This window comes from Methylomagnum ishizawai, assembly GCF_019670005.1.
GTDB classification, from domain to species: domain Bacteria; phylum Pseudomonadota; class Gammaproteobacteria; order Methylococcales; family Methylococcaceae; genus Methylomagnum; species Methylomagnum ishizawai.
Genome location: NZ_AP019783.1, coordinates 3138534 through 3163822 on the forward strand (window position 1 = coordinate 3138534; position 25289 = coordinate 3163822).

Annotated in this window: 18 protein-coding genes and 1 tRNA gene; 11 read left to right on the forward strand and 8 right to left on the reverse strand. The window is 60.2% G+C overall.

The window, feature by feature from the left end; translation table 11 throughout:
- Positions 1-12 precede the first annotated feature (12 nt).
- Both carB and carA read right to left on the reverse strand, forming a co-directional pair.
- Positions 13-3237: a carbamoyl-phosphate synthase large subunit gene (gene carB, locus K5658_RS14320; protein ID WP_221063797.1), complete on the reverse strand. Its 3225-nt coding sequence runs from the start codon at positions 3235-3237 to the stop codon at positions 13-15.
- 150 nt (positions 3238-3387) lie between these two features.
- Positions 3388-4506, reverse strand: a complete 1119-nt coding sequence (gene carA / locus K5658_RS14325) for a glutamine-hydrolyzing carbamoyl-phosphate synthase small subunit (protein ID WP_221063798.1) — start codon at positions 4504-4506, stop codon at positions 3388-3390.
- A gap of 302 nt (positions 4507-4808) precedes the next feature.
- Here carA and K5658_RS14330 point away from each other — a divergent pair, with 302 nt between their 5' ends.
- The 6 genes from K5658_RS14330 to K5658_RS14355 all read left to right on the forward strand — a co-directional run bounded on the left by K5658_RS14330 (position 4809) and on the right by K5658_RS14355 (position 11116).
- Positions 4809-6527, forward strand: coding sequence for a hypothetical protein (locus tag K5658_RS14330; RefSeq protein WP_221063799.1), 1719 nt, complete (start codon positions 4809-4811; stop codon positions 6525-6527).
- Between the two features lie 252 nt (positions 6528-6779).
- Entirely contained in the window at positions 6780-7436 is a 657-nt protein-coding gene (locus K5658_RS14335; protein WP_221063800.1) for a hypothetical protein, read from the forward strand.
- Positions 7437-7586: 150 nt separating this feature from the next.
- Positions 7587-9626, forward strand: a complete 2040-nt coding sequence (locus K5658_RS14340; protein ID WP_221063801.1) for a thioredoxin domain-containing protein — start codon at positions 7587-7589, stop codon at positions 9624-9626.
- A gap of 214 nt (positions 9627-9840) precedes the next feature.
- A complete protein-coding gene (locus tag K5658_RS14345) occupies positions 9841-10215 on the forward strand; it encodes a VOC family protein (RefSeq protein ID WP_221063802.1) in 375 nt (124 codons plus the stop codon).
- 41 nt (positions 10216-10256) lie between these two features.
- Positions 10257-10937 (forward strand): helix-turn-helix transcriptional regulator, encoded by a 681-nt coding sequence (locus tag K5658_RS14350; RefSeq protein ID WP_221063803.1) that lies wholly within the window; start codon positions 10257-10259, stop codon positions 10935-10937.
- Positions 10938-11040: 103 nt separating this feature from the next.
- Positions 11041-11116: transfer RNA gene (locus K5658_RS14355), tRNA-Phe, on the forward strand.
- A gap of 94 nt (positions 11117-11210) precedes the next feature.
- On the opposite strand, the gene K5658_RS14360 is transcribed toward K5658_RS14355, so the two are convergent.
- Positions 11211-12404, reverse strand: a complete 1194-nt coding sequence (locus K5658_RS14360; protein ID WP_221063804.1) for a tyrosine-type recombinase/integrase — start codon at positions 12402-12404, stop codon at positions 11211-11213.
- A gap of 10 nt (positions 12405-12414) precedes the next feature.
- Positions 12415-13017, reverse strand: coding sequence for a hypothetical protein (locus K5658_RS14365; protein ID WP_221063805.1), 603 nt, complete (start codon positions 13015-13017; stop codon positions 12415-12417).
- Positions 13018-13146: 129 nt separating this feature from the next.
- On the opposite strand from K5658_RS14365, the gene K5658_RS14370 reads away from it, so the two are divergent.
- From K5658_RS14370 to K5658_RS14385, 4 genes are all read left to right on the forward strand, one after another.
- The gene (locus K5658_RS14370; protein WP_221063806.1) at positions 13147-13380 is read left to right on the forward strand and encodes a helix-turn-helix transcriptional regulator; all 234 of its coding nucleotides are present in this window, start codon (positions 13147-13149) and stop codon (positions 13378-13380) included.
- A 14-nt stretch (positions 13381-13394) separates the two neighbouring features.
- Positions 13395-15641 (forward strand): AAA family ATPase, encoded by a 2247-nt coding sequence (locus K5658_RS14375; RefSeq protein WP_221063807.1) that lies wholly within the window; start codon positions 13395-13397, stop codon positions 15639-15641.
- 487 nt (positions 15642-16128) lie between these two features.
- Positions 16129-17307, forward strand: a complete 1179-nt coding sequence (locus K5658_RS14380) for a helix-turn-helix domain-containing protein (protein ID WP_221063808.1) — start codon at positions 16129-16131, stop codon at positions 17305-17307.
- Positions 17304-17771: a DUF4411 family protein gene (locus K5658_RS14385; RefSeq protein ID WP_281425897.1), complete on the forward strand. Its 468-nt coding sequence runs from the start codon at positions 17304-17306 to the stop codon at positions 17769-17771. Before K5658_RS14380 ends, K5658_RS14385 begins: the two co-directional genes overlap by 4 nt.
- Before the next feature lie 3 nt (positions 17772-17774).
- Here K5658_RS14385 and K5658_RS14390 read toward each other — a convergent pair whose 3' ends face one another.
- The 4 genes from K5658_RS14390 to K5658_RS14405 all read right to left on the reverse strand — a co-directional run bounded on the left by K5658_RS14390 (position 17775) and on the right by K5658_RS14405 (position 24067).
- The gene (locus K5658_RS14390) at positions 17775-18878 is read right to left on the reverse strand and encodes a restriction endonuclease subunit S (protein ID WP_221063810.1); all 1104 of its coding nucleotides are present in this window, start codon (positions 18876-18878) and stop codon (positions 17775-17777) included.
- Between the two features lie 5 nt (positions 18879-18883).
- A complete protein-coding gene (locus K5658_RS14395) occupies positions 18884-20212 on the reverse strand; it encodes a transposase (RefSeq protein WP_221063785.1) in 1329 nt (442 codons plus the stop codon).
- A 177-nt stretch (positions 20213-20389) separates the two neighbouring features.
- Entirely contained in the window at positions 20390-22015 is a 1626-nt protein-coding gene (locus K5658_RS14400; protein ID WP_221063811.1) for an HsdM family class I SAM-dependent methyltransferase, read from the reverse strand.
- 15 nt (positions 22016-22030) lie between these two features.
- Positions 22031-24067, reverse strand: a complete 2037-nt coding sequence (locus K5658_RS14405) for a DEAD/DEAH box helicase family protein (protein ID WP_221063812.1) — start codon at positions 24065-24067, stop codon at positions 22031-22033.
- A 13-nt stretch (positions 24068-24080) separates the two neighbouring features.
- Between K5658_RS14405 and K5658_RS14410 the strand changes: the two genes are divergently transcribed.
- Positions 24081-24851, forward strand: a complete 771-nt coding sequence (locus K5658_RS14410) for a hypothetical protein (RefSeq protein ID WP_221063813.1) — start codon at positions 24081-24083, stop codon at positions 24849-24851.
- Positions 24852-25289 lie beyond the last annotated feature (438 nt).

Here is a 25289-nt window from a genome sequence, read left to right on the forward strand (position 1 = left end):
CCCTGGGTATTCCTAGGCTTGGTTCCAGGCCCGGTGCAAGTCCTGCAAAGCGTTCACATCGCCGGCGTCGAGTTCGCCCAAGGCGTAGCAGGTCGCCCGCGCCCCGGAAATGGTGGTGGTGTAAGTGACCTGTTGTTGCAACGCCTGCCGCCGGATGGTGAAGGAATCGGCGATGGCCTTCTTGCCTTCCGTGGTGTTGATGATGAACTGCAATTCGCCGTTCTTGATCATGTCGACGATATGGGGACGGCCTTCGTAGACCTTGTTGGCGACGGCGCAGGGAATCCCGGCGTCTTCCAGCGCCTTGGCCGTGCCGCGGGTGGCGACCAGTTGGAAGCCCTGGGCCAGGAGGTCGAGGGCGATGGAAGTCACCTTGGGCCGGTCGCTTTCGCGGATGCTGATGAGGACCTTGCCGCCACGGGGGAGCTTGTTGCTGGCGGCGCGTTGGGCCTTGGCGTAAGCCTCGCCGAAGGTCGCCCCGACCCCCATCACCTCGCCGGTGGATTTCATTTCCGGCCCGAGCAAGGGATCGACGCCGGGGAATTTGATGAACGGGAACACCGCCTCCTTGACCGAGTAGTAGTCCGGAATCCGCTCCACGGTCACGCCCTGGGCCTCCAGGGTTTTACCGACCATGCAGCGGGCGGCGATCTTGGCCAAGGGATAGCCGGTGGCCTTGGACACGAAAGGCACGGTGCGGGAAGCGCGCGGGTTCACTTCCAGGATGAAGATTTCCTCGCCCTGGATGGCGAACTGGGTGTTCATCAAGCCCACCACGCCCAGCGCCTCGGCCAGCTTCCGCACTTGCTCGCGCAATTGCTGCTGGATATTGGCCGCGAGATCGTAGGGCGGGATGGAACAGGCCGAGTCGCCGGAATGCACCCCGGCCTGCTCGATATGCTGCATCAAGCCGCCGATCACCACCCGCTGGCCATCGCACACCGCGTCCACGTCCATCTCGATGGCGTCGTCGAGGAAGCGGTCGAGCAGGACCGGCGATTCGTTGGACACGCTGACCGCTTCCCGCATATAGCGCTTGAGGTCTTCGTCGTTGAACACGATTTCCATGGCCCGGCCCCCCAATACGTAGGACGGGCGCACCACCAGGGGATAACCGATTTCCTTGGCCGAGCGCAGGGCTTCGTCGAGGGAACGAGCGGTACGGTTGGGCGGCTGCTTGATGCCGAGACGGTCCACCAGCTTTTGGAAACGCTCGCGGTCCTCGGCCAGATCGATGGAGTCGGGGGAAGTGCCGATGATCGGCGCGCCCGCCGCTTCCAGGGCGCGGGCCAGCTTGAGCGGGGTTTGACCGCCGTACTGCACGATCACGCCCATGGGCTTTTCGAGGTGGATGATTTCCAACACGTCCTCCAAGGTCAGCGGCTCGAAGAACAGCCGGTCGGAGGTGTCGAAGTCGGTCGAGACCGTCTCCGGGTTGCAGTTGATCATGAGGGTTTCGTAGCCATCTTCCCGCAGCGCCATGGCGGCATGGACACAGCAATAATCGAACTCGATGCCCTGGCCGATGCGGTTCGGCCCGCCACCCAGCACGATGATCTTCTGGCGGTCGCTGGGCGCGGCCTCGCATTCCTCCTCGTAGGTGGAATAAAGGTAGGCCGTGGCGGTGGCGAATTCCGCCGCGCAGGAATCGATGCGCTTGTAGACCGGCCTCACGCCCAAGCGATGGCGGGCGGCGCGGACCTCGGCCTCGCGGGTGTCGAGGATGCGGGCCAGCCGCGAATCGGAAAAGCCCTTGCGCTTCAGGGCGAACAATTCATCCGCCGTCAGCGTGCCCAAGACCCGCCCGGACAGGCGTTTTTCCTCGGCGATCAAATCCTCGATCTGGGCCAGGAACCAAGGATCGATGGCGCTATGCTCGAACACTTGCTCCAAGGGCCAACCCGCCCGGAAAGCGTCGGCCACGTAGAGGATGCGGCTGGGGCCGGGATGGCGCAATTCGCGGATCAGGCTGCCGATGGCGTCCTCCTCGCTGGCGTCGAGTTTCTCGGCCAGACCGTCGATGCCGATTTCCAGGCTACGCAGGGCTTTTTGCAAGGATTCCTGGAAGGTGCGGCCTATCGCCATGGCCTCGCCCACCGACTTCATCTGGGTGGTGAGGCGGTCGTCGGCCTGGGGGAATTTCTCGAAGGTGAAGCGCGGCACCTTGGTCACGACATAATCGATGGTCGGCTCGAACGAGGCCGGGGTCGCGCCGCCGGTGATCTCGTTGCGGAGTTCGTCCAGGGTGTAGCCCACGGCCAGCTTCGCGGCCACCTTGGCGATGGGGAAGCCGGTGGCTTTCGAGGCCAGCGCCGACGAGCGCGACACGCGGGGATTCATCTCGATCACGATCATCCGCCCGTCCTTGGGGTTGATGGCGAATTGCACGTTGGAACCGCCGGTATCGACCCCGATCTCGCGCAACACCGCGATGGAGGCGTCGCGCATGATCTGGTATTCCTTGTCGGTCAAGGTCTGGGCAGGGGCCACGGTGATGGAATCGCCGGTATGCACGCCCATCGGGTCGAAATTCTCGATGGAGCAGACGATGATGCAATTGTCCTGGCGGTCGCGCACCACCTCCATCTCGTATTCCTTCCAACCCAGCACCGATTCCTCGATCAAGAGTTCGTGGGTCGGCGACAGGTCCAGGCCGCGTTCGCAGATGGCGACGAATTCCTCGCGGTTATAGGCGATGCCGCCACCGGAACCGCCCAGCGTGAACGAAGGCCGGATGATGGCGGGATAGCCGGTGTGTTCGAGACAGGCCAAGGCTTGTTCCAAGGTATGGGCGATGCCGGAACGGGCCGAGCCCAGGCCGATCTTGGTCATCGCCTCCTTGAACTTCTGACGGTCCTCGGCCTTGTCGATGGCGTCCTTCGACGCGCCGATCATCCGCACGCCGAATTTTTCCAGGACGCCATGATGGTCGAGGTCGAGGGCGCAGTTGAGCGCGGTCTGTCCGCCCATGGTGGGCAGCAGGGCGTCGGGGCGCTCCTTCTCGATGATCTTGGCGACGGTCTGCCAATCGATGGGCTCGATATAGGTGGCGTCGGCCATTTCCGGGTCGGTCATGATCGTGGCCGGGTTGGAATTGACCAGGATCACCCGGTAGCCCTCTTCTTTCAGGGCCTTGCAGGCTTGGGCGCCGGAGTAGTCGAATTCGCAGGCCTGGCCGATGACGATGGGGCCGGCGCCGAGGAGGAGGATGCTTTGGATGTCGGTACGTTTTGGCATGGTGGTTTCTATGTTCTCGTTCCCATACGGTTCGATGGGAATTCAGGCTAGGCGCGTTGAGCCCTGCGCCGGTCTATGAAGGAGACCGGATAAGCTCCCTGATTTTCTTGGGCATGGCGACTCACCCAGCCGACGCGAGCCGCTGGCAGGCTAACCCATCATCCGAATAAACCGATCAAACAACGGCTTCAAATCATGCGGTCCCGGACTCGCTTCCGGGTGGCCTTGGAAGCTGAACGCGGGCCGGTCGGTCAATTCGATGCCCTGGAGGCTGCCGTCGAACAGCGAGCGGTAGGTCGGTCGCACATTGGCGGGCAGGCTCGCTTCGTCCACCGCGAAGCCATGGTTCTGGCTGGTGATCAGCACTCGGCCCGTGTCGAGTTCCTGCACCGGATGGTTGGCCCCGTGATGGCCGAATTTCATTTTGGCGGTGCGGGCGCCCGTCGCCAGTCCCAACAACTGATGTCCCAGGCAGATGCCGAACACCGGGATTTTGGCTTGCAGGAAAACACGGATGGCGCGGATGGCGTAATCGCAGGGTTCGGGGTCGCCGGGGCCGTTGGAGAGGAACACCCCGTCCGGTTGCAACGCCAACACGTCCTCGGCGGGCGTCTGGGCGGGCACCACGGTCAGGCGGCAGCCCCGGTCGGCCAGGAGCCGCAGGATGTTGCGCTTGACCCCGAAATCGTAGGCCACCACATGGAGGCGTCCCGCCGCAGGCCGGGTGTAGCCCTCGCCCAGCTGCCAGGAACCTTCGGTCCAGGGATAGCTGGCCTTGGCGCTGACCTCCTTGGCGAGGTCCATGCCTTGCAGCCCCGGAAACGCCCGCGCCTCGGCCAGCGCGGCCTCGGCGTCGATATCGGGGCCGGCCACGATGCAGCCGCGCTGCGCCCCTTTGTCGCGCAGGATGCGGGTCAGCTTGCGGGTGTCCAAGCCCGCGATGCCGACCACGTTATGGGCCTTGAGGTAATCGGTCAGGCTCTGGCCGGCGCGGAAGTTGCTGAGCCGGAGGGGCACGTCGCGCACCACCAGCCCGCTGGCGAACACGCCGGTCGATTCCACGTCCTCGGTGTTGACGCCGACATTGCCGATATGGGGATAGGTCAGGGTGACGATCTGGCGGGCATAGGAAGGATCGGTGAGGATTTCCTGATAGCCGGTGATGGCGGTGTTGAAGACCACCTCGCCGACCGACCGGCCAACCGCGCCGATGGCGGTGCCCCGGAACAAAGTGCCGTCTTCCAGGGCCAAGAGTGCTTGAGTATTCATGATGCTGTGGGGTCGCCTTAAACATACAAAACGGGAGGACCCCTTGAGGTTCCTCCCGTCGATGTTGTTCTTGTAAAGTTCCGTAGGTCGCGAAATTTTAAAGGAAACCCCGGAATTCTGTCTATGCGGGCAAAGGTCGCCGCCCAGGGGGACGGGTGGTTTTACCGAAATCCCAGGGCCAACGGAGAAACCGGGCGGCGGGAACCGGCATTTTCCAGGCGGGTCGATACAATATCACACACTTTATCAGCGCGATCCCAGGGGACCGGGCCACCGCACATCCTGGACCGAGGAAGTCACCCATGCAGCCCTCCGGCACATCCCCCACGGGAACGGCGTCCGAAATCATCCTGCCGCTCCCCACGCCCCAAACCGTCGCGGACTGGCTCGCGGAACTACCGCTCGCCCACCCGGAGCGCAGCCTGGACGCCCTCCTGGCCTTGCTGAGGGCGCTCAACGCCAAGCCGGACCTGTCCGGCCCGGCCCGGCTGGCCCTGGCCGATGCGATCCGCCCCCGCGCCGCCCAGTTGGCGGAACAAATCGACACCCACAGCCTCGACGCCGCCCTGCCCTACCCGCCGGACCTCGCCCAGCGCATCGAGACCACCAGCCAACTGCGCCGCGAACTCGGCAACCTCTACGCCTATGCCTGCCCGGCCAGCCGCTCGGCGGATAGCCTATGGCTGGGCGATGCCGACCCCAGCCTGGCCGCGCTGTACCGGGCGTTCCAGCACTGGGGACTGGCCTTGCTGGACACGGCGCGGCTCTACCGCGAACCCGACCCGGCGTTCTGGCCCGACCTCTACCGCGCCTACCGCCTGGCCGAGGCCCAGGGCGCGGCGTCGGCGCAATTCGGCGACCCCGGCGAACCCCCGGCCTGCCGCACGCCGCTGGGCCAATTCAAGCGCATCCTGCTGTTCGCCATGGCCGATTATGGCCGCTACCGCCAGCGCGACATGCGCCTGATCTACCGGATGCTGGGGGAATGGGCCGACCATGTGGCCTGGGAGGCCCGGCCCGTGATCGGGGAACAACTGGCCCGGTTCCGCCTCGACCTCGACAGCGAACACGGCCCCTACCGCATCCGCGACGACTGGATGCCCGCCCCTTCCTGCCGGTTCCTGTTCATCGGGCGGCTGATCGAACGCCTGCTGGACAAATCGCCGGAACAACGCGCCAAACTCGCCGCCCTGGGCCTGAACGGACCCCGGTTGCCGACCCTGTTGGCGAAAAGCCTGTTCGGCCCGGCGCAACGGCGCTCGGAACGCCTGCCGCTGCACCAGCCCTGCCAATTGTTCATCGGTTTCCAAGAACTGGTCGCCGCCCTCGATCCCCGGCCCACCCACACCAAGCCCCGGCTCAAACCCGTCAACGCGGGCCGGGCCGATTGGCTCAAAGCCGCCTCCCGCCTGGAATTGCTGCCCATGGAACACGAGGTCGCCGAGCATCCGCGCCAGGACGAGCGGGCTTTGCGGGCCGACGCCGTGATCGAGCGCCTGCTGCTGGATAGCTCGGGTTGCCCCAGGGACGAAATCTGGGGCGGGGCGGCGGCGGACCGGACCGGGGCCGATCCGGGCACGGCGGGGGAATTGCTCAATACCGACCCGCACGGCTATTGCGTGCTGCTCTGCGACGGCGGCGACCCCAAACTCCAGGCCGGTTCCCTGGTCGGCATCGCCGAAGCGCCGCACCCGCCCCATATCGGCGTGATCCGCTGGTTGGCGCAGCGTGAAAACGGTCTGCGCTTCGGGGTGGAACTGCTATCACCCAGCGCCGAATCCGTGGCCATTTGGGACGAGCTCGGCCATCCCCAAGGCAAGGGCTTGTTGCTCCCGCCCATACCGGCGGTCCGCGCCGAACCGGAAATCCTGCTGCCGCCCACCGGGTTCCATGCCGGCGTCCTGTTGCGCCTGTCGGGCAAAACCACCCATGCCGGTTTCCACCTGGGCCGCATCCAGGAAGCCACCGCCTCGTTCAGCCGTTTCAAGCTGATTCCCGCCCCCTTGGAACTGGCCCTGTGAAACGGGCGGCGCGGCCCCTGCCTCCCGGATTGGCAAACCGCCGACCCACCGCTACACTCAGCCCCCGGCACCCCGGCGTTTTCCCTGGGGTATTTCCGGCCATAGGCGGCCACGACGGGTTAATCCACCCCTACAGGTCCGACCCTGAATATCCAAACCGAAAATGCCCCGGCCCCGGACAGCGCGCCCAACGGGTAGCGGCGGTTGCGTCCGCCCCCGCCATCGATCCCCAAAACCAAAAAAGGCTTTTCAATGAACCATCGTATGAAACCCTGGCTGCTCGGCGGCCCCACGGCCCTCGTGGCCGGTTCGCTCCTGATCGGCTGCGCCCACCAATCCCCCGCCCCGGCCCCCGCCGCCGATCCGGCCCCGGCGGCGCAACTCGCCCCCGCTCCCGCCGCCCCGGCCGCGGAAGACAAACCGGGTGGGATCGAGGGCGAACTGGTCGTCGTGACCGCCAAGGTCAAGGCCATCGACAAGAAGCACCGGGTCGTCACCCTGAAATACCCCGACGGCAAGCAGGCCAAGGTCAAATGCGGCCCCGAAGTCCGCAACTTCGCGCAAATCCGGGTCGGCGACGATGTGACGGCGGAATTCCTGGAAACCATCGAACTGTTCGTCACCGCCCCCGAGGACAAGCCGGAACCGGGCGGGGCCACCGTGGTGGAACGCGCCCCCAAGGGGGCCAAGCCGGGCATGGCCGCCGTGGAGACGGTCGAGGTCGCGGCCACGGTCAAGGCCATCGACTACGACAGCCGCATGGTCACCCTGGAAAGATCGGACGGCAAATTGCTGAAGGTGAAGGCCGGTCCCGAGATCAAGCGCCTCAACGAGGTGAAAACCGGCGATGCGGTGGTCGCCCGCTACACCGAAGCCATGTCGATCACGGTCACTTCGCCGCAAAAATAACGGCGGGGCGCTCCCCCCCGGACAAAGGCGGTCCCCGGACCGCCCTTGTTCCATGGGCGGGGAAACCCGGTATTCGCGCTCGGCCTACTGTTTTCGGAATTTCCTACTGCTACAGTGTGGAACCCCCCAGGCTCCCACGAGGAATTCCCCATGCACAGCGCCCACAGCAACCGGCTCGCCGCCGAAACCAGCCCCTACCTGCGCCAACACGCCCACAATCCGGTGGATTGGTACCCCTGGTGCCAGGAAGCCCTGGACCTGGCCCGGCGCGAGGACAAACCCATCCTACTTTCCATCGGCTATTCCGCCTGCCATTGGTGCCATGTCATGGCCCACGAATCTTTCGAGGACGCGGACACGGCCCAGGTGATGAACGGCTTGTTCGTCAACATCAAGGTGGACCGCGAGGAACGCCCCGACCTCGACAAAATCTACCAACTCGCCCATCAGATCATGGCCCGGCGCGGCGGTGGCTGGCCGCTGACGGTGTTCCTGAACCCGCACAACCATCTGCCGTTCTTCGCCGGGACTTATTTCCCCAAGACCGCCCGCTATCAATTGCCGGGCTTCGTCACCGTCATGCAGCGGGTGGCGGCGTATTACCACGAACGCAAGGACGATTTGCACAAACACCACGATTATCTGGCCAACCTGCTGGCGACGGCGCAAGCGCAGGAGGGCGGCGCCCCCCTGGAACCGGCGGTGCTGGACCAGGCCCGGCAGGCGCTGCTGGACGCCTTCGACCCGGTGAACGGCGGTTTCGGCGGCGCCCCCAAATTCCCGCAGGCCGCCAACCTGGGCTTTTTGCTGCGGCGGGCCGAAGCGGGCGCGCTGCCCGACCCGGACGCGCTGGCGGTGGTCGCCACCAGCCTCGCCAAGATGGCCGAAGGCGGCTTGTTCGACCAGATCGGCGGCGGCTTCTGCCGTTATTCGGTGGACGCGGCCTGGCGGATTCCCCATTTCGAGAAGATGCTGTACGACAACGGCGCGTTGCTGGGCCTGTACGCCGAAGCCCACCGGGCCACCGGCCTGCCCTTGTTCCGGGACGCCGCCACCGCCACCGCCGAATGGGCGATCCGCGAGATGCGCTCGCCCGGAGGCGGGTTCTACGCCGCCCTGGACGCCGATTCCGAAGGCGAGGAAGGCAAGTATTACCTGTGGACCCCGGCCCAGGTCCGGGCGCTGCTCGGCCCGGAGGAATACGCCGTGGTCGAACCGCATTTCGGCCTGGACCAGCGGCCCAATTTCGAGGGCGAAGCTTGGCATGTGCAGGTGGCGCTGCCCTTGCCGCAAGTGGCGGCGCGGCTGGATATCGCCGTGGAGGAGGCGGAACGGCGCTTGGCGGCGGCGCGGATCAAGCTCTACGCGGCGCGGGAAACACGGGTGCGGCCCGGCCTGGACGACAAGCTGCTGACCGCCTGGAACGGCCTGATGATCGCGGGCTTGGCCCAGGCCGGACGGCTGTTGGAACGCCCGGATTTCATCGCGGCGGCGGAACAAGCCTTCGCCTGCCTGCGGCGGGCCTGCGTGGACGCGGACGGGCATTTGCTGGCGACCGACAAGGACGGCAAGTCGCGGCTACGCGCCTATCTGGACGATTACGCCTTTTTGCTGGCGGCGGGGCTGGAATTGCTGCAATGCCGTTGGCAGAGCGCCGATCTGGCTTGGCTGCTGGAACTGGCCGACCGCTTGCTGGCGGATTTCGAGGATGGGGACCACGGCGGTTTCTTCTTCACCGCCCGCGACCACGAAACCCTGATCCACCGCCCCAAGGGCTACGCCGATGAATCCATGGCCTCGGGCAACGGCGTCGCGGCCCTGGCCTTGCTGCGGCTAGGGCGCTTGGTGGGGGATATGCGCTACACCACGGCGGCGGAACGCACCCTGGTTTCCGCCGCGACGGCCTTGGACCAATATCCACACAGCCATGGGGCGCTGCTCACCGCCCTGGCCGAGTGGTTCGAGCCGCCGGAATGCGTGATCCTGCGCGGCCAGCCCGGAGCGCTGCCCCTGTGGGCCGCGACGGCGCGGCGGGCCGATCCCCGGCGCTGGGTGTTTTCCATTCCCAATGACATCGGCGATTTGCCGGGGGATTTGGCTGAAAGGAAAGCCGAGGCGGGCGAAGTGGCCTATGTCTGCGCCGGGACGGCTTGTCTGCCGCCGATCCGCAGCCTGGCGGAACTGGGCTAGGGCGCTTTCGATTTGGGTGTACGCTCGGCGTAGGGTGGACATGTCCCCATGCCCACCTTATCCAAGCGGTGGTTGTTAAGCCGGATAGATGGCGCGGATCGGCACCGCATCCCCTTCGGGAAAAATTACCCGATGGCCAAACACTACTGACACCACGCTGTCAGGAGGATCGAAATACCATGGCCGCTCCTTACACTTCATTATGGAGCGGATCATGAATAGCCATATAGCCACCTGGTTTGAACTGCCGGTGATCGATATGCAACGCGCACAAAGCTTTTATCGGAATGTGCTGGATGCCGCGTTCAAAGACGAGGAAATGAACGGTTTCCAGCTGGCGATCTTCGATGCCGAGGCCGGTGCCGTCAGCGGTATGCTGGTGTTGGGCGAGCAGTATCAACCCAGCCCAACCGGCGCGGTGGTATACCTCAACGGCGGCGAGAACCTTAACACGCCACTGGACAAGGCCATTCAAAACGGTGGCAGCGTACTGGTGCCGAAAACGCCGATCCACGACGGTGAATGCGGTTATTTCGCGCTGTTTCTGGACAGCGAAGGCAACCGTGTCGGTTTATATTCACAGGCCTAATCCATCAGCCGGGGGCCGCTGATCCGGCCTCCCATTCCACGATGCGCCGCGCCGACCGACTCTTCCAGATCGTACAAATCCTGCGTAATAAACGCTTGGTGACGGCCAAGGCGCTCGCCGAGCGCCTGGAAGTATCCGAGCGCACCATCTACCGGGATATCCAGGATATCAGCCTATCCGGCGTACCCGTGGAAGGCGAGCCCGGCGTCGGCTACCGCCTGCGGCATACCATCGACATTCCGCCGATCATGTTCAGCGCCGACGAAATCCAGGCCCTGGTGGTCGGCGCGCGGATGGCCAAGACCTGGGCGGGCACCGAGTTAGGTTGCTCGGCGCAATCGGCGCTGGACAAGATCACCGCCGTCATCCCCGCCGAACTCAAAACCAAGATCGAAGACAGCAAGCTGTTTTCGCCAAGGTTCTCGCAGCGCCAGGACTTGGATATCGACCTGGATATTTGCCGCAAAGCCATCGACGACAAGCGCATGATCACCATGAGCTATCGCCGCGCCGACGGCGAGCAAAGCCTGCGCCGCATCCGGCCACTGGGTTTGTACTTTTGGGGCAATGTCTGGACCTTGGTCGGCTGGTGCGAGCTCCGCGACGACTTCCGTAGCTTCCGCCTGGACCGGATGCAAAGCGTACAGCCGGAAGATGCGGCCTTCACCGATGCCGAAGGCCAAAGCCTGCGAGACTTCCTCAAGCGGATGAACTGTGAGTAGCTATCGGCAAGCGCCGGGCACTGGCGGGATAGTCCCGCTTCATCTTTTTTAAACATAATGCTTGACTCATCTCCCGGACTATTGTTTAATAGTCGGCTCAAGCGGCTAGGTAGCTCAGTTGGTAGAGCAGGGGATTGAAAATCCCCGTGTCGGCGGTTCGATTCCGTCCCTGGCCACCATACAAAACAAAGGCTTGCATGTGTTTACGCACTGCAAGCCTTTTTTGTTTGTGTAATTCCTGTGTAATCGTGCCCCAAATCGCCATTTCGGCGTTTAGGCTTTGATCTTCAACCGGCTTTCAAGCTTATCCATCGCGCTTTGGATGTGTTCACCATTCTGGTGTGAATACCGCTCCACCATGGCAAGGGTCTTGTGTCCGCTGATTCGCTTCACGGTTGGAAGATCGACCCCAGCTTGAACAAGGTGGGTTATCGCCGTATGCCGTAGGGTGTGTCTGACCACCTGTGTTGGATCAAGTCCAGCGGCGGCAACGACACGGCAAAAGGGCTTCCGAATGTCCATGGTGTGACCCTCGCTCGCGGCGGGCGACGGAAACAGCCAAGGCGTTCCCTTTGGCAGTCCCGCCATAAGGCCCGCGAGAAATTCCGCAAGGTGTGCCGTGATGGGCTGTTCCCTAGCCCCGGCCTTGGCTTTCGGAATGAAGATAACCCGCTTCTGCAAATCGACATGCTCCCGGCGCATCGAAAGAATCTCCATCTTTCGCATGGATGTTTCGAGGCCGATAACAATGAAAGGGTAAATCTGTGGGTTGGAATCCTCCCTGGCACATTCCACAAGCCGCTTGATCTGGTCTACGGTCAAATAGGTAATCCGCCCATTATCTTCCTTAAACCGCTTAATTTTCGCCGGTCTTCGATCAAGCCATTCCCACTCAACGGCTTTATTGAAAAGATGGGACAAAACAGCAAGCTCGCGGTTAATGGTCCCGGCGGAAGCCCCCGATTCCTTATAAGTTACTTTTCCTTGCCCCCGGCTATTGCTCTTGGCGGCTGCTTCTTCACGGCGCTGTTTCTTGTAGCGCTCCAAATCAAAACCACTGATTTTCCCAAGCGGCATATCCCCGAAGAACGGTATAAGGTGCTGCTCTAAACGCTGGCGTTTCTTGGGAATATCTTTACCACCCTCCTCCGCCAATTTTTCCAGATATTTGACGGCGGCTTCGCGGAAAGTTAGGACTATTTTCCGACCCTTGGGAAGCGCAAGCCGGTCATGCTTGGCATCCTGCCGCACCTTTTCTATGAACTCCTCCGCCTGGGTCCGGGTCGTGCCGTCCGACTCCCTGCCTATGACCCGGTGAATGCGCTGTCCGTCCACCATAACATTGACAGTGAAAACGCCGTCACCATTGGCTAGCCGTTCAAAACTGATCCCCTGTTCGATAATTTTCTCTCCCGGTTTAAGCTTACGCATGGCCGGACGGGTAATTTTTACGAATGCTTTAGCCATATATATCCCACTAAAAAGGAACATCACCAAATTCGTCAAAAACTTCTGGTTTGATCTCATCCTTATTTGGATAATAGGGGTAAATATTTCCTTTTGAAACTTTTTCCCCTATTTCTTCAACCCATTTACGTTGTTCTTCTTTACCTTTATCCCATGCTTTGATGAAGTCCGGCCATAGCTTGCGTAGCATAGGAAAAACTCTGTCTTCAAGCATGGGCCAATCCCAAGAGTTGCCGCCAGTTCGGTCCCGAGATTTTGCGGGCGAAAATAAAAGGCTATCGGTTAGTAATTTCCAACGTTCTTGTTCCTCGGTTGTGAGTAGCTCGGGATAGAGAATGGCCAATCGGGCAAAGCGCTCGGAAGGATCAACATCCCATAATCGATTGATTTCTTGCTCAAGGGTGACATCGCCACCGTTATAACCAACCCCATGTTGAAGTACGACCCCGCCTAGACTGGCCTCAATAGCCCACTCGATAAAGCTTGAAATTGTTCGGCGCTGCTTTCTGGCGGCGATTTCCGCTAGATAACGAAGCTTCGGGTCAAGCCTTACACCCACCACCTTCGAGCGGACGAAATCCCCGCCCTCATCATCTTGTTTACGTGTTGCCACTTTGTCCCCTCGTCGAAAGTTCTACATTGTTCTATTTGAATCATAGACAACACGTTAACATTTGGCAACGCTGTGGAATTTAATTTATGATGCTGGACACTTTCCACACCCTATAGGGGTTCATAGAACATGCAGGCACAAAATATTGAAGTGACGGTCCTTCCCGATGGCCGAATGGACGCCAAGAATGCGGCTACGTACCTCGGATATTCAGTGAAGACCCTGGCAATGATGCGATGCAACGGCAATGGCCCGAAGTTCATAAAGCGCGGTCGGGTGTTCTATTACCGAACCGACTTGGATGAATGGTTGCTGGCGGCGAAAGCGGTAAGCACGGCCCAAGCAGCACGGTTGGCCGGTTGAAGGCTTACCGATAGATGACCGGCGATCTTTATCAAGCGTTACTCAAGGCTTGTGCCCATGTGGGCATCCTCTACCGGGAAGTTGCCGCCGATGGTCGATGGCATGACACCGATATAGAGGATGACCCACGGGGCCGGGGCGATGGCCGCATCAAGCTTTTTCCCGATGGTCGGGGCGGCATGGTGCATAACTGGAAATCCAGCGACAAACCCCATGTTTTTTTCATCAACGATGGCCGGACCCTGACGGATGAGGAACGCCGGGAACGCCAAGCGCTGATTCAAAGGGCCAAGGAAGAAGAGAAGCGCGACAGGGAACAAGCGGCGCTGAAAGCAGTGGCGCTATGGAAAGCCGCAACAGAGCTTGAACCCGACTATCCCTACTGCACCAGCAAGGGGGTCAAGCCGGTAATGACTTTGCGGGAAATTCCGTCAGAACAGGCCACGGGCATCCTGGGCTATCTGCCGAAAAGCAAAAAAGGCCCACTTGCCCCCGGTCGTTGGATCGTCGTCCCGATAAAGATCGGCGACAGGATCACCTCCGTTGAATTGATCGACCAAGCCGGACGGAAAGCGGCGCTCAGGGATGGGGCCAAAGGCGGCGGCTATTGGGCCGCGCAACCGTTGCCCAAAGGCGATGGGGCCGGGTTGATTTTGGTTATTGCCGAAGGCGTTGCCACCGCGTTATCAGCCAAGGAAGCCACTGGTTACGCGGCGGTCGCGGCGCTGTCTTGTTATGGCTTGCTCAAGGTCGCCAAGGCGATGCAAGCGCGTTATCCGGCGGCGCGTCTGCTGATTCTGGCCGACATCGGCCATGGGCAGGATAAAGCGGTGGAAGCCACGAAAACCACGGGCGCGGTGCTGGTGCTTCCCAGCTTTCCCGAAGGCTCGGACGGAACCGACTTCAACGACTTGGCGGCGGTGGCTGGTTTGGCCGAAGTCCGCAAGCAAATCGAGGCGTCAATGATGGCTGATAATCAGGCCGATTCCCGGCAACCACCCCAACAAGGCGCGATCCCCGATAGGGTTCAATTGATCCATGGTGCCAGTATTCGGCCCGTGGCGATCAAGTGGTTATGGCCGGGGTGGCTGGCGGCTGGCAAGTTCCATGTCTTGCCGGGTCCGCCGGGAACAGGCAAAACCACCTTGGCGGCGGCAATCGCGGCCACGTTGACCAGGGGCGGGTTATGGCCGGATGGTACTCGGGCCGAAATCGGCAATGTGTTGATTTGGTCCGGGGAGGATGACCCGGAAGATACCCTTGTGCCGCGTTTGCTGGCGTGCGGGGCCGACATCAACCGCGTTTATTTCGTGGGGGATACCCTCGTTGCCGGTGAACCGCGCCCGTTCGATCCGGCGACGGATTTTGCAAAATTGGCGGCGACGGTCGCGGACATCGAAGGCGGCGTCAAGCTTTTGATCGTGGACCCCATCGTTTCCGCCGTGGCGGGCGATTCCCACAAAAATGCCGAAGTCCGGCGCAGTTTGCAGCCCTTGGTAACGCTCGGGGCCGATATGGGCGCGGCGGTGTTGGGCATCACCCATTTTTCAAAATCCACCGCCGGGCGCGATCCCGTCGAACGGGTTACGGGGTCCATTGCCTTCGGTGCCCTGGCCCGCGTGGTCTTCGCGGCGGCGAAATTGCCCGACGATGACCAGGAAGGCGGGGCGCGGCTGTTCTGCCGAAGCAAGAGCAACATCGGGCCGGATTCGGGCGGGTTCCGCTATGACTTGGAACAAATCGAGGTTCCGGGCCATCCCGACATTTTCGCCACCCGCGTTTTATGGGGCGCGGCCATGGACGGTTCGGCCCGCGAATTATTGGCGCGGGCCGATGCGGTGCAATTACCGGAAGAACCGGAAAAGCCGGAAAAGGCACCGGATGCGAATATGGAATGGTTGCGTAACCTTCTGGGCAATGGCGGCATGGTGGCGTCCGATGTCGAGGTGGAAGCAAAGGAAGCGGGAATTTCTTCCAAGCAATTACGCACCGCCCGTGAAAAGCTTGGGGTTCAGCCGGTAAAACGCGAATTTTCCGGCGGTTGGTTTTGGCAATTACCCAAGGTGCCCGAACCCGCCCACGATTCCCGGACACAAAAAACCGGGGCATCTTCGGCACCTTCGGCACCTTCGGGCGTTTCCGATAGCCCATCCACCCGCGAACCTGCCCAAGAAGCCCAAGGTGCCCACGATTTTGAAGGTATGCCACAAGGGCAGGATGGGGCAGCTTCGGCAAATTCCGCCGATGTGGAGTTTTTCTAATGGATGTGCCCGGCCTGATTGGGCGCATTCAAGACGCTGGCTTCACCCTGGCTGTCGTAGGCAGCAACCTAGCTGTGAGTCCGGCAAGCCAGTTGTCCGAGTCCCAGCGGGCGTTCATTCGGCAGAACAAGCCCGCGATCATAGCGGCGCTTATCGGCGATCCAGCGCAAGCCGTGGAAGTCCAAAGCAAAGCTTCCGAAGCCTGTCCGCCGCATGTCTCTGGGCGCGTGCGGTGCTGCGATTGCGCCCACCAACAACCGACCGGCCATACCGCATTGATTTTGTGCGGTGCGGGTCGGGAGTCCCCGGCGGTGTGCGGCAGTTGGTGGAAGTTCGATCCGCGAAGCTGTGACCGATTTCGGCGCGGTTCGTGAGCGCGGTAAGCGCCATGGTTCCCGGCGCGGACGGTTTATGGGGGCAATCAAATGTAATACGATTTACGTGCCTTTCGGATACCTTCCACCTCCATTCCTTCACTCGCTTCCAAATGACAGGCCAAGTCCAAGCCATTGTAAAACCAGCGCTTTTAGAGTGGGCCAGAACAACGGCTGGCTTCACGCTGGACGATGCTGCCCATCGTTTGGGAGTCAAAACCGAAAAACTAAAAGCCGTCGAGGCGGGCGAGAACCGCCTTACGTTCGGGCAACTGAAAAAAGCGGCGGATGCGTATAAACGGCCATTGGCGGTGTTTTTTCTACCCGAACCTCCCTTATCCAAACCCCTGGTTCACGATTTCCGGTTACAGCCGGGAGTGGCCCAGCGGCCTTATTCCCCTCGCCTTAACTTTGAAATCCGCAACGCACAGGAGCGGCGGCAGGAAGCCTTGGAGTTGGCGGGCGATCTAAACGAGTCATTTCCCCCATTTGAATTTTCGGCAAGCCTCGAAGAGTCGCCGGAAACTGTCGCCGACCGGGTTAGGAGTTGGCTGAATATTCCCCTTGCAGAGCAAAAGCGGTGGCGGGATTCAGGCAAGGCGCTTAAGGCATGGAAAGCCGCGATAGAACGGCAAGGCGTCTTGGTTTTCGAGGTTAGCCGGATTCCGCATGAAGAAATGCGGGGGCTTTCCATTGCGGCGGATAGGTTGCCGGTTATCGTCCTGAATGGCGGTGATAGTCCTAATGGTCGGATTTTTACTTTATTCCACGAATATACCCACCTTTTGCTTAGGCAAGGCGGGGTTTGCGATATGGAAGCCTTTGAAAACCCAGAAAGCCCAGACAGCCGAATTGAGGCGTTTTGCAATGCGGTGGCTGGTGCCTCCATGGTCCCTAGTTCGGTAATTATTGGGATTGCGCCAAAAGCTGAGCCTCGGGATTGGACGCGGGAAGAGTTGGAGGATATTTCCAGGGAACTCTCTGTCAGTAAGGAAGTGGTTTTGCGCCGTCTCTTGGATTTGGGCCGGACGACTCGGGAATATTACCAAAAGATGCGGGGTTTATTTATAAGGGAATATAAGGCATTGGCCGAACAGCGTCCTTCTGGTGATGGTGGGCCAAATCCTGCGGTGATGGCGGTTAGGAACCTTGGGAAGCCTTATACCCGCTTGATTTTAGAAGCGTATTATCAAGATAAGATTAGTTTGGCCCGTGTTTCTGATTATTTGGGGGTGAAAGTGCGTCATATTGACCGGATCGGCCAACTATTAAACCGGCCTGATTCCCCTTGAATCGGTATTGCATCGATACGAGCGCCTTAATGGATGCTCGGATTCGGCATTATCCGCCGGACGTGTTTCCTAGTTTTTGGCGCGGTATTGATGAATTGCTGGCGGAAGATCGATTGAAAGCGCCTGTTTTGCTTCTTGATGAAACGGTGCCCAAGGATGACGAATTATCGGGATGGGTTAAGCGTAATGAGGATGCTTTGATTATGCCGATGGATGAAGCCCAACAAAACGCCGTGGCGGCGATTCTTGGCACGTTTCCCAATCTCATCAACCCAAACAAAAGCCGCTCGATGGGCGATCCGTTTTTTATCGCCTTGGCGCAAGTCAACGGGTTAATTCTGGTGACGGGAGAAAAGAACCGTGGGAATCCGAACAAGCCGAAAATCCCCGATGTTTGTGATGCGCTGTCGATTCCTTGCCTGAATATTCTGGAATTGATTCGGCGTGAAGGCTGGCGGTTTTAAGCCCTAAAGCTCCCCGGCAAAGGCCCGGTGCAACAGGGATTGAAAGGTAGCTTCGGCGGTGGCTAGGGCGCGAGTGGCTTGGGATTGGATGGAATTGATTCGCTCGATATTCTTCGCGAATTCTCTTTGAATATTAAGCCCCGGCAAGGGGATTCTTATTGCTTTGATTGTCGGAACGTTGATGTTCGGTTGAGCAACCGCACGGCTTCCGCTTGTCAATAAAGCCTGTCCAAAACTGCTAAGGAAAAAGTGGAGTACAAATTCAGGAATTACCTCATCGGTAAATCCAAGCTCTATGAGATAAGCGCCCGCGATACATGGCCGGGTAGCGCCTTCAAACAAAGCGACCTTTCCAATGGTCGCGCCGGTTCTGGTGACAAGCAAGGTTCCCGCTCTCAGGCTGTACTTTTCTAATTCTCCCTCACTCATAGATAAAATTGGTGAATCCTGCCATCTTAGTTCGCCGCTATATCCCATGTCAGTAGTTCTAAGAATATGGGCACCGTCGATAGAATAATCTCTATCATGGAATCTAGGCCCATAGCGCGTATAACTGCAAATATCACCAACCGACTTGAGAGGCCACCCCTTCGGATTCGTCGCCGGGTCGCCAAACATATCAACAAACAGCGCGGGAATGATTTCCTGGACTTTCTTCAAAGCCTCGCGGCGTAGGCGCACGATGCCTTCAGCGCGGGTGAGAATATCGACTAGGCGGCTTTGTTCGGCGAGTGGTGGGACGGAAATTTGAGCATCGGAAACAAAATCCGTTGGAACTCGCTGTTGCCCCGCTGTTCCTGTGAAGTTGCGTTTTGCGGCATCACGAAACTGCTGTCTTCGGACAAAGTAAAAAATCCAACTTGGCAACATTTCTTCACGAGTCCGTAGAACGTGAAATTCAGTAGAACCAAAACCTATTCCTCCAACTAACCCATTAGCGATAGCCGCCTTCCCGTTTTCCATGCACGGGGTAATCTTGGCAAACAGCACATCATTATCTTTGAAATATGTGTAGCCTTTCTTAACCTCAGAAAATAGACGAACCTGCTTACTGGAAATAGAACCGGATATTTCATTAACAGAAGCCATTGGAACCAGCCCTTTCAAAGTGACTACTTCTTCTTCCTAAGTAATTGATATGTCGAGACATGTGGCTGTTTCGGGTCGTAGGGCGGTTTGTCGATGGGCTTTTTCGGGCCGCGCGGATGCTTTTTGAGGGTACGCAACGGGATGTTCCGGGCGGTTTCGCGCAGCCACGCGGCGAATTCCGCCGGGGTTTGTTCGGAGACGAACAGCCAGTCGCCGACCCCGCTGAGTTGGATGAGCGCGAGGAAAGTGGCGGCGATCTCGTGGGAGAGATAATACCCGGAGATATCCTTGGACACGGGTTTTCCATGGGCGCAGTCCAGCGCCGAGATCATGACCGAGAAGAGGTTATAGGCGACCAGGGCCAGGGCGAATCCGAACAGGGCGGCCTTGGGATAGGCCAGGGTTTCGATCTCGGACTTGAAATGTTTTTCGACGTGTTGGAACGCGGTTTCCAGGGTCCAGCGCCTGCGGTAGAGGTCGGCGACGGTGGCGGCGGGTATGTCCGCCGGGAGGTCGGTCAGGATATCGACGAAGGCATCGCCGTCGCGGGTGGGTTGTTCGAGTTCGACGCGGACGAGGCGATAGGGCCGCCCGGCCACGCCGACCCGCTTTTCCAAAAGCCGCCCGCCGCCCTGTTCCCCGGCCTGGGAAAACAGGGTTTCCTCGGTCAGCGGCAGGTTCAGGTGCAAGCGCATCAAGGCGTGGGCGTTCCGGCCCTGGAGCCGGTCGAGGAATCCCACGGTGCAGAAGTTGCGGTCGGCGATCCACAGTTCGCCGGCCTTGGGGATACCGGCCACGGCGTCGAGCAGGCGGCGCTCCTGGGCATGTCCGTCCTCGCAAGGGAACACGTCCCGCATCAGGCGGCGCTCCGGGTCGAACACCACCAGCGACTTGCCCGGCAACGCGGCACCGCCGACCTCGCGGTGGACGGCGAGGCGTTTCTCGCTCGCCGCCAGACAGTTGCCGTCGAGGAGGCGGACCGGATAACCCGGCAACCAGGGTTCGGGGGTGAAACCCAGGGCATCGAGAATATCCGACAGGTCTTCCGAGGTATCGCGCAGCAGGGCTTGGGACACGGATAATTCAACGCCCTTGAGTTTCTCGTAGAGCGCGGATACCGTTACCCCCAGGGGTTCCGGGTGTTTCTGGTAGGCCGCGTTGATCGAGGGATGGACCTTGAGGACCACGCTCAGCATGAGGTCGCACACCGTCGAAAATAGGATTTCCCGCGTGTATTGCTCCTTCGCGTTCTCCAGGAAAATCCTGTCCAGCCTCTCCGCCGCAAAGCAGCGTTCCAGTAGGCCGTGCAGCAGGCAGGACAGGGGCATTTTCTGGCGGAATAGCTCTAGCATTGATCTCGACTATTGGTGTTGGTATGTTGAGCGCCGATAATACTATCGGTTATTTCAGTTTGAAAGGGCTGGCCATTGGAACGAAAGATACTTCCTGTTCGTCCGTAACACCGTGGTTTTTAGGCAATCGCGGATTGATTTCACACACTTCGGCGAGAGATTTTATCGGCCATTTCGTCATGCGGTGCTCCTCGTCAACGCTGTCCGCAATTCTTCAATTTCCCCGGCTATTTCCGCCTCAATCGCCGCCAACTCATCCAACAATTCCAACGGATTCCGATGCTCCACCTGCGCCTGGCTCATGGGCCGATACCGCCCGGCGGACAGGTTGAAATCGTTCCCCCGGATTTCCTCCGCCGTGGCGAACCACCATTTTTCCGCCCATTCCGCCTGCGGGTCACGGTCACGCCATGCCGCCCAGCGTTCCGCCCGCGCCTGGAACGCCTCGACCAAGCCCGGCAAGTCATCCGCCTCCACGGCTGCGTCGTGGTTCGCGTCCAGCTTGTAGCCGTCCGCATCGGCATGAAGGAACAACACCCGCTCCGTGCTGCCCTGCTTGCTGAACAACAGCACCGAAGTCTTCACCCCGGAATAAGGCTGGAACACCCCGCCCGGCAAGCTCAACACCGCATCGACCCGGAAGTTCTCCAACAACTGCCGCCGCAATTCCTTATGCGCCCCCGTGGAGCCGAACAACACGCCTTCCGGCACAATCACCCCGCACCGCCCGCCGGGCCGTAGGCTGTCCATCATGTACTTGAGGAACAGGATTTCCGTGGCCGTGGTGCCGCCGACCTTCACCTCCTCGACGATGCGGTCCTTGTCCACCCGCCCGGAAAACGGCGGATTCGCCAGGATGACGTGATAACCCTCGACCGGAAGCCCCCGCTCCCGCTTCTGCTCGTTATCCAGCGTGGTGGTCAGCACATTGCGCTTCTGAATCCGCACCTCGGGCAAGCCGCGCAAACTCAGGTTCATGGTGGCGAGCCGGACCATCTTCGGGTCCACATCGTTGCCGTAGAAGGTCCGTTCCTGTAGCGCCTGCCATTGCGCCAGATTCAGCCGGTCGCCATGCCCGCGCCGTAGCGGCTTGCCGTCCACCTCCACGGTTTCCAGGGCGTGTTCGCTGGAATGGGCCAGCCGGATGAAGTCATAGGCCGCGACCAAAAAACCGGCGGTCCCGGCGGCGGGGTCGTAAATGGTTTCGCCGATGTCCGGGGCGATCATCCGCACGATGGCCCGGATGACATGGCGCGGCGTGCGGAACTGCCCCAACTCGCCCGCCTTTTTGATCTGCCGCAACACATGCTCGAACAAATCGCCCTTGGTGTCGGCGTCGGCGCTGTCCAGCCGGAGTTCGTCGATTTTGCCGATGGCCTGGGTCAAGACCGTGGGTTCGTCCAAGCCCAAGCGGGCACCGTCCATGAAGTTGACCGCCGACCGCTCGGCCACCTCGGCGAAGAATGGGAACACCTCATCCCGCACGAAGCGCACCAGGTTTTCCCCGGACATCACCTTGGCCCATTGCGACCAGCGGAACCGCTCCCTCGGGATGGTCTGTCCATCGAACATCACCCCGTTCAAGGGATTTTTCAGCGCCCATTCCCCGGCGTAGATGCTGTCATGGCGCTGCTTGGTGACGCGGGCACGGGCGGCGTGCTGCGCGTCCAAGGGTTCGGCCATGTTGAAATAAAGCAGGAAGGCCAATTGCTCGGCATTGCTGACCGGATCGGGATAACCGCCCCCGTACAGGTAATCGCGGATTTGATCGACTTTTTGGCGTAGCTCGGGCGTGAAGGGCATGGGTTTGGATCGGCCTTAGTGGGAAGCGTGGGGAAAGGCGGCGGGCGGGTGCTCGAACACGGCGGCGCTCAATCCGGCGATGGTTTCGGCCAACCGGGCATCATCGCCGAACAATTCCACCGCCTTGCGCCGTCCGCCCTGACTGCTAAAGGGCGGGCATTCTAAATGATCGATGGTGAAGTCGTCGCACATCTCGGCATTGGCGCGGATTTGCGATTCCACCCAATGCAGCCAGCGTTCCTGTTCCGGCGTGAATTCCTGCCCGCCCAGCCATTCCTCGAACCGCAAGCCCAATTCGTTCGCCTTGGCTTCGGAAGCTTCGGCGAACACCATGCGCCCGTCTTCGTCCAGCGTTACCCAACCACGGGTCATCGGGTCGATATGGTCGTCGGCATCGACCGAAACCACGGTGCGGGGATTGGGGCGCGGGCGCGGCGGGGATTCGCGCATGGGTCCGCCTTCGCCGTAGGTGTCTTCGTCGAGGTGGACATCGGTCACGCCGACGAAATCGAACATCGTGAACACCGGCTTGCCCTGCGCCTTGCGGCTGCCGCGCCCGCGCATTTGTCGGTAGAGGATGACGGAATCGGTATAGCGGGCGAAAACCAGATTCATCACTTCCGGGCAGTCGAAGCCGGTGTCCAACATATTCACCGACACCAGGATTTGCGGATATTTCTCCTTTTTGAAGCGCTTGATCCGGGCCAGCCCATCGGCGGTATCGTCATCCGCCCCCATGCCCGACACCACATAATCGGCGTAGCGGATTTCGGGCGCTGGCTTTTGGTCGGCGAACTCCTCATCGAACATCCGGGCCAGCGTTTCCGCGTGGGCCTTGGTCACAGCAAACACGATGGTCTTGCCGAACTGGGGGGCACGGACCCGCCCGGCGGCGGCATCCCAATAGCCGTTCCGCATCACCTCCCGGAATTCGCGCACCATGGCGCGGTTGCGCTCGGGCAAGGTGAATTTGCGCTCCAAGGCGTTCGGGCTGACCAAGATCGGGTCTTGCTGCTGAAAGGCTTCCTCCAACTCGCGGCGGGTCCGGTCGTCCAACCCATCCCAATCGATTTGGTCCCGCCTGACCGGGAATCCGCCTTCGGCGGCGGTGGCGACCGTCTTGGCCCGGTAGATTTGATAAGGGGCCAGATAGCCGTGACTAATCGCCTGCTGCAAGGTATAGCGGAAGGTGGGGCGCTCCAACTCGAAAAACCGCAAGGTATCCCGAACGAAGCTACGGTCTTCGTCGTCGCCCGTCTCGTTTCCCCCGGCTACGCACGGGGTCGCGGTCAAGCCGACTTGAATCCCATCGAAATGCAGCAACACCTTTTTCCATTTGCCGTAGATGCTGCGGTGGCATTCGTCGGAAATGACCAAATCGAAATAGCCCGCCGAATATTCGGGGTAGATGTTGATCATCGACTGCAAGGTCGTGATGGTGATGCGCTTGGCGTCGTCGAACCGGCGACCATTGCGTAGCACGTAGCAAGGGTATTCGCTGAGGTGTTCGGCAAAGGCGTCTTCGGTTTGCAGTCCCAAGGGGATGCGGTCCACCAGGAACAAAACGCGGGTAATCAAATTGGCCTGGAACAGCCGCTTAATCAGCGCGGCGGCGGTGCGGGTCTTGCCGGTGCCGGTCGCCATTTCGACCAATAGCTTGCGCCGACCCCGCGTGATTTCCTGGCAAAGCTCATCGATGCAGGCTTTTTGGTAATCCCGCCCGGCGATCTTGGCATCGATTGGGATTTTCAAGGGATCGACGCGCAGAATCCGGGAGGCTACCCGGCGCTCCAAATCTTCCTGGCTGAAGAAGGACCGAACCGGGTGGGGATGGGCTTCGGCCCGCCAATCCCAAAAGCGGATTTCCCGGCCATTGGCGAGAAACACGAAAGGCACATCGGCCTGTTCGGCGTAGTGTTTGGCTTGGTCCGCCGCATCGGCGGCATTGATGGTGCTGCGCTTGGCTTCGATGATGGCGAGGCCGCGCCCGTTGCGGTCGCACAGCAAATAATCGGCGCGGGTGCCATCGGGTAGGCGGTATTCAAAGCGCACGCTCGATCCATCCGTGATGTTCCATCCCCTATCTTTGAGCAAGCCGTCTATCACCGCACGGGAAAAAGCTTCCGTTGACGCCATTGGATTTCCTGTAGCCTTGTTTTGTTGCGGGCAACCCCAAGATCGTTACAATGTTAACCTATCTAATGATTTCGGTAAAAAAATCATGGGCGGTCCAAATTCAGGTAGCTGGTATCGTTGGAAGACAAAAGACACGGTGGAAGAATCGCGATCCTTGGATGTGCGGCGCTGGCAACGGGATGGGCTATTAACGCCGGGAAATGCTTTTAGCTGGCAATGGTCGCGCAGGGGCCAAGTTGTGGCGGACATCCGGGTCCGGGTGGAAAGCGGGCGTGTGTTCCTGAATTACAGCTATCGCCGCAACGGTGGCGAATGGGAAAGCTTGGATTACCCGGTAGCGCTGGAAAAAACCGCTTGCCACTACGGCGGCGGGCGCTATTGGTTCCGCTGCCCGGCGGCGGGTTGCGGTCGTCGCGTGGCGCTGTTGTACGGTACTGGCCGGTATTTCGCCTGCCGACATTGTTACCAATTGGCCTACGCAAGCCAGCGTGAAGCAAGGCATAACCGTCTGGCAAGGCGGGCCGATAAACTGCGGGCGCGGCTTCAATGGGAACCCGGAATCCTTCATGGTCCGGGCGGCAAGCCCAAAGGGATGCACTGGCGAACCTTCTACCGCCTATCCCGCGAAGTCCAAGAGCTGACCGGGGAGTCTACAACTGCGTTCCTGGCCCACTTGAAAAAGATCAACCTACCATGGTGAATTTAGGCACAAAGCCGACTGTTCTCCCTGTGTAATTTCAGTGTAATCATGCCCGGAAAATTACACAAAATCTTAGAATCAGCTAGAATAGTCTAAAGTGCAATATCTCAACTTATCGCATTAAAATCAAAGACTTGGGAATATTTCAGAACTTCCAAGAACGTTTGCACTCAACATTGAAAATCCCCGTGTCGGCGGTTCGATTCCGTCCCTGCCACCAAATCGACATTTCACGCCATCCCACGGCGTACCGGAAACCCGCACAGCGTAAGGCTCTGCGGGTTTTTTGTTGTTTCAAGCCATTTCATCCGATAGCATCCAATCCCAGTATTCCTTACGGTACATTTGACGGGTCAAGCTCCTGTAGGGCGGCAAGGTCTTTAGCACAGAATGGCAAAGTCTTTGGCACAGCCCACGATAGCGGATCGAGGCCCGCTG

Bases quoted from the DNA above. Each gene is read 5' to 3' on its own strand.
- carB (WP_221063797.1), bottom strand. From the start codon at position 3,237: ATGCCAAAACGTACCGACATCCAAAGCATCCTCCTCCTCGGCGCCGGC.
- carA (WP_221063798.1), bottom strand. From the start codon at position 4,506: ATGAATACTCAAGCACTCTTGGCCCTGGAAGACGGCACTTTGTTCCGG.
- K5658_RS14330 (WP_221063799.1), top strand. From the start codon at position 4,809: ATGCAGCCCTCCGGCACATCCCCCACGGGAACGGCGTCCGAAATCATC.
- K5658_RS14335 (WP_221063800.1), top strand. From the start codon at position 6,780: ATGAACCATCGTATGAAACCCTGGCTGCTCGGCGGCCCCACGGCCCTC.
- K5658_RS14340 (WP_221063801.1), top strand. From the start codon at position 7,587: ATGCACAGCGCCCACAGCAACCGGCTCGCCGCCGAAACCAGCCCCTAC.
- K5658_RS14345 (WP_221063802.1), top strand. From the start codon at position 9,841: ATGAATAGCCATATAGCCACCTGGTTTGAACTGCCGGTGATCGATATG.
- K5658_RS14350 (WP_221063803.1), top strand. From the start codon at position 10,257: ATGCGCCGCGCCGACCGACTCTTCCAGATCGTACAAATCCTGCGTAAT.
- K5658_RS14360 (WP_221063804.1), bottom strand. From the start codon at position 12,404: ATGGCTAAAGCATTCGTAAAAATTACCCGTCCGGCCATGCGTAAGCTT.
- K5658_RS14370 (WP_221063806.1), top strand. From the start codon at position 13,147: ATGCAGGCACAAAATATTGAAGTGACGGTCCTTCCCGATGGCCGAATG.
- K5658_RS14375 (WP_221063807.1), top strand. From the start codon at position 13,395: ATGACCGGCGATCTTTATCAAGCGTTACTCAAGGCTTGTGCCCATGTG.
- K5658_RS14380 (WP_221063808.1), top strand. From the start codon at position 16,129: ATGACAGGCCAAGTCCAAGCCATTGTAAAACCAGCGCTTTTAGAGTGG.
- K5658_RS14395 (WP_221063785.1), bottom strand. From the start codon at position 20,212: ATGCTAGAGCTATTCCGCCAGAAAATGCCCCTGTCCTGCCTGCTGCAC.
- K5658_RS14400 (WP_221063811.1), bottom strand. From the start codon at position 22,015: ATGCCCTTCACGCCCGAGCTACGCCAAAAAGTCGATCAAATCCGCGAT.